Annotated in this window: 4 protein-coding genes; 2 read left to right on the top strand and 2 right to left on the bottom strand. The window is 41.0% G+C overall.

Features of this window, described 5'->3' with window-relative positions:
• Window positions 1-730: 730 nt before the first annotated feature.
• Both BG74_RS21000 and BG74_RS08880 read right to left on the bottom strand, forming a co-directional pair.
• A complete protein-coding gene (locus tag BG74_RS21000) occupies window positions 731-943 on the bottom strand; it encodes a hypothetical protein (protein ID WP_439895733.1) in 213 nt (70 codons plus the stop codon).
• A 273-nt stretch (window positions 944-1216) separates the two neighbouring features.
• The gene (locus BG74_RS08880) at window positions 1217-1504 is read right to left on the bottom strand and encodes a hypothetical protein (RefSeq protein WP_439895732.1); all 288 of its coding nucleotides are present in this window, start codon (window positions 1502-1504) and stop codon (window positions 1217-1219) included.
• Window positions 1505-2265: 761 nt separating this feature from the next.
• On the opposite strand from BG74_RS08880, the gene BG74_RS14380 reads away from it, so the two are divergent.
• Window positions 2266-2427, top strand: coding sequence for a hypothetical protein (locus BG74_RS14380; protein ID WP_187202837.1), 162 nt, complete (start codon window positions 2266-2268; stop codon window positions 2425-2427).
• 6005 nt (window positions 2428-8432) lie between these two features.
• A complete protein-coding gene (locus tag BG74_RS08860; RefSeq protein ID WP_066597923.1) occupies window positions 8433-8690 on the top strand; it encodes an MFS transporter in 258 nt (85 codons plus the stop codon).
• Window positions 8691-8784: the final 94 nt, after the last annotated feature.

Genomic DNA, 8784 nt, shown 5'->3' with positions numbered 1-8784 from the left:
ACAGCCCGATATCGTGGGTGGTGCCGATCCAGATGCTGTTAGATGATTTGTGTTTCACTAAATCAATCGCGGTCAGTGTGCCCCAGAGAGGCTCATTACAAGGCACGCCAAGGGCTTAAGCGGACCGTACCGATGTAAGTCGTGCCGTACTGCAGCGAGAAATTGCCTTTTACCGGCAGTTCGTTGCCCTGGCCTATTCCATTTTTGCACTAATCCCTGTTGCTCGGCCTGGGGGCACTGGCGCCATGCTGATCATAAAGGGAATGTACTTTGCATTGGTCACCAGGATCTTATGCTTTGTGTCAATAGACGCAATGAACGTGCCAATCGATAACGCTATCAAAAGCAGGATAGACGATGGTGCTTTTCAACTGCGGCGGTGTAAACTGACCCTTGTTATAGTAGGCATTACGGAACTGAATGCAGCACATCATTTGATTTATCTGAGTCGCGCCACCATATACTGTGTTCCGTCATATCCTGCGGCACCAGAGCGACGGGGCATCCCCACGGAGAAGGGCTGCATCGGCGAGGTATGATCACTGCGCACCGCACCTTATGGTTGTGGACCAGCTTCTCCTCAACCGGCGAAATCGGCTGACCTATCTCGTGATTAAGCACGAAAAATTCGCCGCGTTTTTGGTAGTCTGTACCAGCGTCGCACCGATTGGCCGTCAGTACCGGGTAAATCCACCACCGATGGACCGACTGACATATCGAATTCCCACAGTTAATGATGGACGTTCTGGAAGCGCCAGCGTGGCTCGCTAGTTTCTATATCCAGAGCGATGGTGGAGCTGCTGTATTGGTCGTCGAACGTCCGGCATCTACCGCCAAAATAATCGGGTGTCTCATTGCAGGCGGGTACCAGACTTAGCTTCGGATCGCGGTGAAGACCCCAGGAATTTGGCGTGCTGCGGGTAAACTGATCTCTGGGTCCCAGTTTCCAGTTTTGCAGATCATGGCCGACATCTCAGGATCAAATCAGCTCTCCCATCAGAGGATTGAAGAAAAGCGCACGCGGGGCCGGAGCGCTAAAAGGTATCGCGGTTGTCGTAAATCCAGCCGCTAAGAATTAACCGATCGTTGACCACCATTAGCGGCTAAGTGACGAAATGGTAGCCCGCCGGCAAATTGCCTAGATATTGCTTCAGTGAGATATAGTTGTTTTCGCCGAAATCCCGATAAAGCTAGCCCGTTTACGCTTTGATAGCCATCATGTACGCATCCAGCACCGACGCGATATATGTGCTCGAGGCAAGCCGGTTGCAGTTCCCGCCAGCGCTTTGTAATAGCTTACGCCTCGGCAGGACAGATAGACATCGTAGCTGGTGTCGGCTTTTGGATCGAATTTCCATTTCAGCTTGCCGGTATTGGCATCGATAACTTCAACCCAACTGTGGCCGGAAAAGACATACACCGCGTTATCGACCTTGATTGACATATCCTCAAAGTTAAATTCGTGTCCGGCATCGGTGTCGCCCTGATCTTCATTGGGACATATAGTATTACCCGTACGCCATGCTCCTGGCCAGTTTCAAATTTTGCACGTTATCGGCATTGATTTGAGTTAAAAGAGAGTAGCGATCGCGGCGGTGTGGCCGTAATAATGCTAATCGCTATCGGGGACGGTGGTATCATGCGCATCGGGACCTGGGCAGTTAAATCCGCGTTGCTGGTAATGTCCACCTGTCGCGTCGTGGTAAAGGCCAACACACCGCAACCGTCGCCACTACCGCCACGGCCAATGTTAAATGCCTGGCCCGCGCCAGCGGAAACAGTTTTTGTCGCACCCAGGGTAACAGCAGCAGGATGCCGAGAATAACAAGTAGAGACCCCAACTGCCAGAAGCTTAATCTCACTTCGTAAAGCAACTACACCAGGGTAGCGATAAGGATCAGCGTCATGGCCTACTGTGCCGAGCTGCGTCTGGCCTAGAGAAGACCTACTAATTAAAGAGTAGCGCCAAACCAGCAAGATAATAGGCCGAGCTGCTAAGAGCGAGTAACCAGACTCCGCCGATGGTTAATACCAGGCCGATGAGAAAAATAATAATGCAGGTGATCCAGGGAAGAACGCCTGGCTGTCTTTCATTTAATATATCTCGTTCCTTATCATCGTGAAAAAATCCGGTGACCTTCGACTTTTACCCTCGCTAGAGTTAAAGGTGCAAGCCATCTTATTGTCGCACTTACTCCCGCCACTTCTCCATAAAAGGGCGTCGCGCTGGCCGAAACGCATTATCAGTCGCCGAGAGCGCCTGTTGTGCTTCGTGCGCTGCAGGAGAAGATCTACGATAAAGCCGATGAAGACATATTTAAAGTGCATGAATATCAATATGATTCTTTATCAAGCATTACGCCGGGAATTTCTCTCGCTGAACGTGTAAGTACGATTTTGCTTGCAACCTGCGGGGAGCTGCAATAACGACTATCCTTGCATATATTTTATGTATGAAATGATAAAAAAACGGGCAAGTCCTGAGTTAATTTTATGATAAATATGAGTTTTAAATATGTATTGTTGCCGTGGTTTATTACTTATTCAAAGTACAATGGAAGTATCATATCACTTACTTAGTGATATGTTGAAATTAATTTTCACATTTTTAGGTATGCTGAAATATTTATTTCTATCATATCTTTATAACAAGATGAATAATCAGTTAGTTCTTCAGGTCTAATTGTTATTATGCAATGCATGTCAAATCGTATTAAAGTAGATGGGCGAAAGACTTCGCGCAGTTAACCTCTGGGCACAGTCGCACTGCGTCGGCGTAAGTGTGCAGCAAACCTGTGTTTTGCTGCAATCATGCCCGGTCCAAATCGACGATGAAAGGAGCGACCATTTAGTTTACCTATCATCGTCAGACCGTAATTAACGTGTATCCTTATATGGCTGTATAGCCGCTGTATAAGATGAAGAATGGTATCATAATGGTGTCATAACCAAGGCGTTTCCCCTGTAAAGAGTCTCAGGTAGGTTGCGGAATGCCGCATTGCCTATTGACTAGATTACACCGTGTGTAACTACAGTGGCAGGTGGCCTTAAAACTAACAAGAACCACTGCTATTGCTCGGAAGAGTATCTACCTTGACAATAATATTAGCTATTAATCGATGGAATATGACAATATGTGATGAGAAACGACGATACGCTCAAAATGGATGTTAATATAAATGACGATAAAATAAGCAAGGCAATAATCATAATAATTATTGGGAATAATTTTTCATGTTAATTTTACCAATGCAGAATTTTATAAAAAATAATTTGTTGACTTGCCAGAAATTATTAGGTTAATAATATCTCTTAACTCGGTCTCCGGTATTCCGCTTGTAGGGTCATATTCTTTGACATCCGTATTGCGGTTTACTTTCACCGGTTTCGACTTTACTGTGGCAGATCCCATCGTTTTATCCGCCTTTGATACGGTAATACTATTTTAAGGGTAGAGAAAATTCAGGTTATTACCACGTGAACGAAAATAGTTTAAATCATCAGCCGTTAAAGACGACAAAATTAATATGTTTCCGTTATCCTACCAACTAGCTAGAGACGTCGTAAAGTGATGTTTATTGTTCATGAATATCGAATTTACAATTTTCCGTTCATCGGCTTCACGCACATTTATTGAATTGGGTAAGGTTTCCTCTGCGTTGGAATTATTACTTTCCTGAAATTCAGCACGAAAGTGTGACGCAAGGAGTGGATAGTTTTCTATGGTGCCTTATCCTACTGCGTTGTAGCTTCTTGTTAAGCTATTAGCAACATGATTAATACCATTTGTTGAGGACAACATGATATAATATTTATAGTATCCTTCATTTTTCTGCTCTATTTTTTTAATTTAGTTAAAAGAGAATTAAAAGTGGATGAAGTAAATTGATTTACTCTCAATTCTTTCATGAATTATTTACGATCAACATCGTTGATATTATTCAAGTATTTATCAAACTTGGCAAAATGTTGTACTTTATTTTTTCTGTAATTTTTCCATCTATCAATTTTTTGATAATTATCATTTTCAATGAATCAAGATATGTTAATTTCATCTGCGTGCTATTTATTTTGTAATATTTAAAGAGATAGGAATATTTCATCTTGTTGTTTGCAGGGATATTAGGTCATTTCTGCATAACAGTTTTTTGAGGGCTTTACTGATTAAATAGTTTTCTTTTATTTATTTATTTATTTATTTATTTATTTATTTATTTATTTATTTATTTATTTATTTATTTGGTAGTATATGCATTATGCTTCTCTGAAAATGTTAAATTTTTTAATATGTTATGGATATACTGATTGGCTTTAAATTCAGCATTAGATATTTTGGCAGAGATGATATTTTGAGTAATGTTCTTATATATTTTATTTTAGTTGTTGTCAGTGATAATTTTTGTGCTATTATTCGTATAAATTTTGTAAAGTAAAGGAGAATTTCTGAGTTTCATAAATCCTCTCTTATTTTAAAGTTAATGTTAAAAACATTTATATTTTAATTTTTTTGATAAAGGAGATTATTATTAGATAAAAATCTCATTGACCTCATTAGAGGTTGTTTATAATATATAAATTATCATTATTAGAATGATAATTTCCGATAAAAGTAATAGGCATATGTTTATATATATAAAATATAGAAATCTAAAAAATGTAATTAAAATGTGTATTAGTCACTTTATAAATTATAATTCTTTATCTCAACTCATTAGTGTCTAAGTTAAAATAACTTAGAGAATTATATTATCAAATACTAACTACCCAAAAAAATATTGATTTTTCCTATTATTAAATATTGATTTTTTCCTATTGTTGATGACGGTAATTGTATATGGCTCGGTTAGTTATGACTCATTATCGTTTAGAAAATATAATTGACAGCTTGCGTATATGATAAAGGGAAGGCGCTAATGTGATTGAGAGGACATAGAATCTGAATATGGCGTAAATGCTAGTTTCGATCGGTCATATTTTTTCGTGTGAGTTGATAATTTCCAGAATAGTATTCCTAGTGATGTCTCAGTGCGACGAGTTTAATTCAAACTATAGGATGGGTTTTTTGCTACAGAATCCTAGCTGAGAAATTTATTTGGGATAGTATCTCCTTAATTTATAAGATACTATGATAGTATATGTCAGATATTTATTTTTTAAAATTATAATTATTGTGGAAGACTAGTTACTGACTACAGAAACGATGTCAGGTGAATATTACTCTATTGAAGAATTCTATTCTAGAATGTCTAAACGCGGTTTTCGGCATAAACAAATAGTAATTGCTATCCTGTCTGACTTTGCTATGGAGAGAGCGATAGGTGTTGTTTTATTTTTTATGGAAAATGTCCTAGGGTAGGCTTTCATTATTCTTAGTTTTTTTGTAATTTTACTACATATTGAATTATGGTAATAATCAATTAGCTTTTTAATAAAATTAAAAACCTATATTATATTGCTTCTTTATATAAAAAAGCAGCTGATAACAAGGCTGATGTTATCTGTTTTCATGAATTAGCAACGACAGGCTATACGCCTGATCTCTTAGGATAGAGATTATGGCATCTTAGTGAAAACCGGAGAGAAGAGACAGACCAATCTCTATCAGAGTTGGTCCGAAAGCCAGGGATAATTATCATTTTCAGCTTTGTTGAGCACGGTGAAAGAACAGGCCAGATATATAATTCAGCAAGGAGAGCCATCGGAGGTCAAAACTGGCTGCACGCTCAGCATAAAATTCATTTATGGGCAAGAAAAAATGGTTTAGCGAAGACATGTAGTATGCAATTATCATCATACCCTTAGGCAAGATAAGTATAATGGTTTGCTATGATTTAAGTTTTCCGGAAGTCGCGCGAATTTTTGCGCTGCGTTTTGCGCTGCGTCATGTCAATATTCTGTTTTTGTTTGCAGTCTGGAGCGGAGATTTAGTCTACATGTGAGATATCAACTGCGCCGAGCTGTAACTGGAAGACGTTATTTTTCTGGTCGTGGTTAATCGTTAGGGCAATAGGGCGAACTATACCCTTTTGGCAGCAGTCAGATCATGGTGCCTGACGGCCAGCGTGTTGTCTTGGCCACCGACAAAGTGGAAGAGCTAGTCTACGGTAATATTGATTTATCACAGTTGGAAAATGTAAGAATGACATTGTCTTATAGAAAAGATGTAAAAATTCCATTTTATAAAGATCACTATGACGAGGATTAGGAGCAGGTTCACGGAAGATCCGTTTGCCAAGTTTCCTCACTGTATCTCACCTTATTCCCCGCCCTGATAAAGCTATTGCCCACCCGGCCCACGATAATCGTTGATTCGTCCAGAATTGGCGTTTCCACCACTCCTGGGTGCATGGTGTTAACCCGAATATTCGCGCCAGAAAATTCAATGGCTGCCCGCTTTGGTCAGCTCATGCACGCCCCATTTTGACGAAGCATAAGCAGCAATTAGGATAGCCTATAATCTCTGCCATTGAGCCAAGGTTAATTATACTGCCTCTCTCTACATTTCCTGCAATCATCTGTCGGAACGCTGGTTATGCGATGATTGCGTAGCTTTAGTCTGGACGCAGTGGAAATGGAAATACGAAAATCTGCGTCACGATGCCTTTTCCTTATACCCCACAGATTGCGCTCAGATTTGAGCCGTGCGGCAATCTGACTCATGATGAGAATTTACTGAGCGCGAAGGGAATTAACAAGAATACCGTACTGACAGTGTCCAGCCATGCACTCATTCCTCATGTCCTGTCAGGTGCTGACAGGACACCCACACTGCAACGCCGACTGGCAGCAATGTTTGTGCAACAGTTCCCGCTACAATCATCGAGAATTAGATAGCCGTACCGCCTATCAAAAAAGTCTTTCAGTGGCACTAGAGTAATGATGACAACCCGGTATTGCAGTATGTGCGTCAGAGGCTTTTATCCCTAATAGATGGTGGTTATGAAATTAAATTCTGATATGTCCTGGCGTCATATACGTTTCTTCAAATCATGAATTTTCGGAAAAAATGCCAGACCTCCGGCAGAGTGTCCCCTGAAAGGTACAACGCAAAGGCCGTTTGAATTATTTCTGATTGCTCGTTGCTATTGAAATTATCTGTCCTTTCAGGATTCTAATTATTACATTATATAAATAATAATTATATATTATAATGATAAATATAATTAATCATATAAATATACGAACAAAGCAAATCTGCCATCGCATCATCTCGGGAATTAATTTCTCTCTGGGTGCACCAGCGAGTTACCTAAATTTAGTTTGAGCGATCTCGCTCTTGATACGTGATGCAAGATATTAAAATCCAGGAAGTAGATTTTATTGTCTGTCATGAACAACCACACTGGAAGAAATGCACTGGCCAAGGTTCACCTAAAGGACAGGATGATGAAGGAATTGTTGCGATTGAAAAGTCACTCTGATAGGAAGTCGATGAAGGTCCAGACGCAGAGCAGCGTATTTGATCCACCGAAAATAAACAGCGTGTATATCTTCGGCGTCGACAGGAATGTTAAGATCAACTAAAAACTCACAAAGCTGCACTATGCCCATTCCAAGCATGGCAAGTTGGCCAAGATCTTCTCCGCTGTTTGCTTTGATGCTTCCCTTTATCTGGGAGATATTCGACGGTCCTATTCAAAAAGAATGGCCACGCAGTCTCGCTCGAAGAAAATTAAAATGTAGGTAATTTAAGATGCAGGCAATTATAGAAGAGTAAATTCTCTGCGTATTGGTGTGCTAAATCGCGCAAGGTAGTCGTAAAGCGGTAACTACGCGTTTAACTTAATCTTAAATTCAGAGCTGTCAGGGCTGCTTTCTAGAAGTCTCTTGGGGGTATTGATCCGCGATCCGTTGTTCAGAATCATCCAGATCCTTCAGGATTCGTCTGGCGGATTGCAGGCAAGCTCGCCCTTCCGCAGTAAGCGACAGGGATCGAGTGGCTCTCAGGAGCAGGCGCATTCCTAGTCGGATCTCAGTCTGATCGATCTTTTTTCTGATAGAATCAGGATTAGATTAAGCATGAGGTCCGCGCTGGAAAAACTGCTGTGGTCTCCATGACGGCCACGAAAACGGCGGCCAAATCGCGCGCACAATCCCCCGTATCAACGATGTTCACTACGTTCAATACAATTGTCCTTCAGGACTTGTACCCTGTAACTAATTATTTAGAAGGTATTTTAAATAATTACCCTATATCGGCACAAAAAACCACTATCAGTGATAGCCCGTTAGCGTCACTGAGTCATGCACAGAATTATTATTCATTACTTTTGCGTACAGCGCAAATCCTCTTACCTCTGATACCGGGTTATCAAACTTTGACTCATACTCTAATCATACGGTTAAAACATCAGCGCAAATATAACGTTGAGAGTCGGTTGAGCACAACTCGGCTAGGCAGCGCTTTTCTCCATATGCACATAGGTAGTTAGATGAAGCTCAATTTGGAGCTTTTGGCGCTTGCAATAGGCGCTTTTGCGATTAGCATTACAGAATGTTGGTCTATAGGATTACTGCCCGTCATCGCCAGCGATCTGAATATCTTAATTCCGGCTGCAGGTGCGGTTGTCAGCGCCTGTGCTTTTGGCGTCATGGTTTCCGCGCTGCTCGTCACGCTAAGCACAAGCCAATTATCACACAGAATGTTGCTGATGGTGATGTCTGCGATCTTCATCCTCGGCAGTATCTAGTCTGCAGTATCGACTAGCTACGAGATGCTTATTCTATCGCGTGTCTTCCTGTCCATTAATCATGGCGCGTTTCTCGGCGTCGGCTCCATTGTCA

The sequence above is a fragment of the Sodalis-like endosymbiont of Proechinophthirus fluctus genome (assembly GCF_001602625.1).
Lineage (GTDB): Bacteria > Pseudomonadota > Gammaproteobacteria > Enterobacterales > Enterobacteriaceae.
Note: the sequence above shows the minus strand (reverse complement) of the source record. Positions and strands in the feature narration are given on the sequence as shown.

Bases quoted from the DNA above. Each gene is read 5' to 3' on its own strand.
- BG74_RS08860 (WP_066597923.1), top strand. From the start codon at position 8,433: ATGAAGCTCAATTTGGAGCTTTTGGCGCTTGCAATAGGCGCTTTTGCG.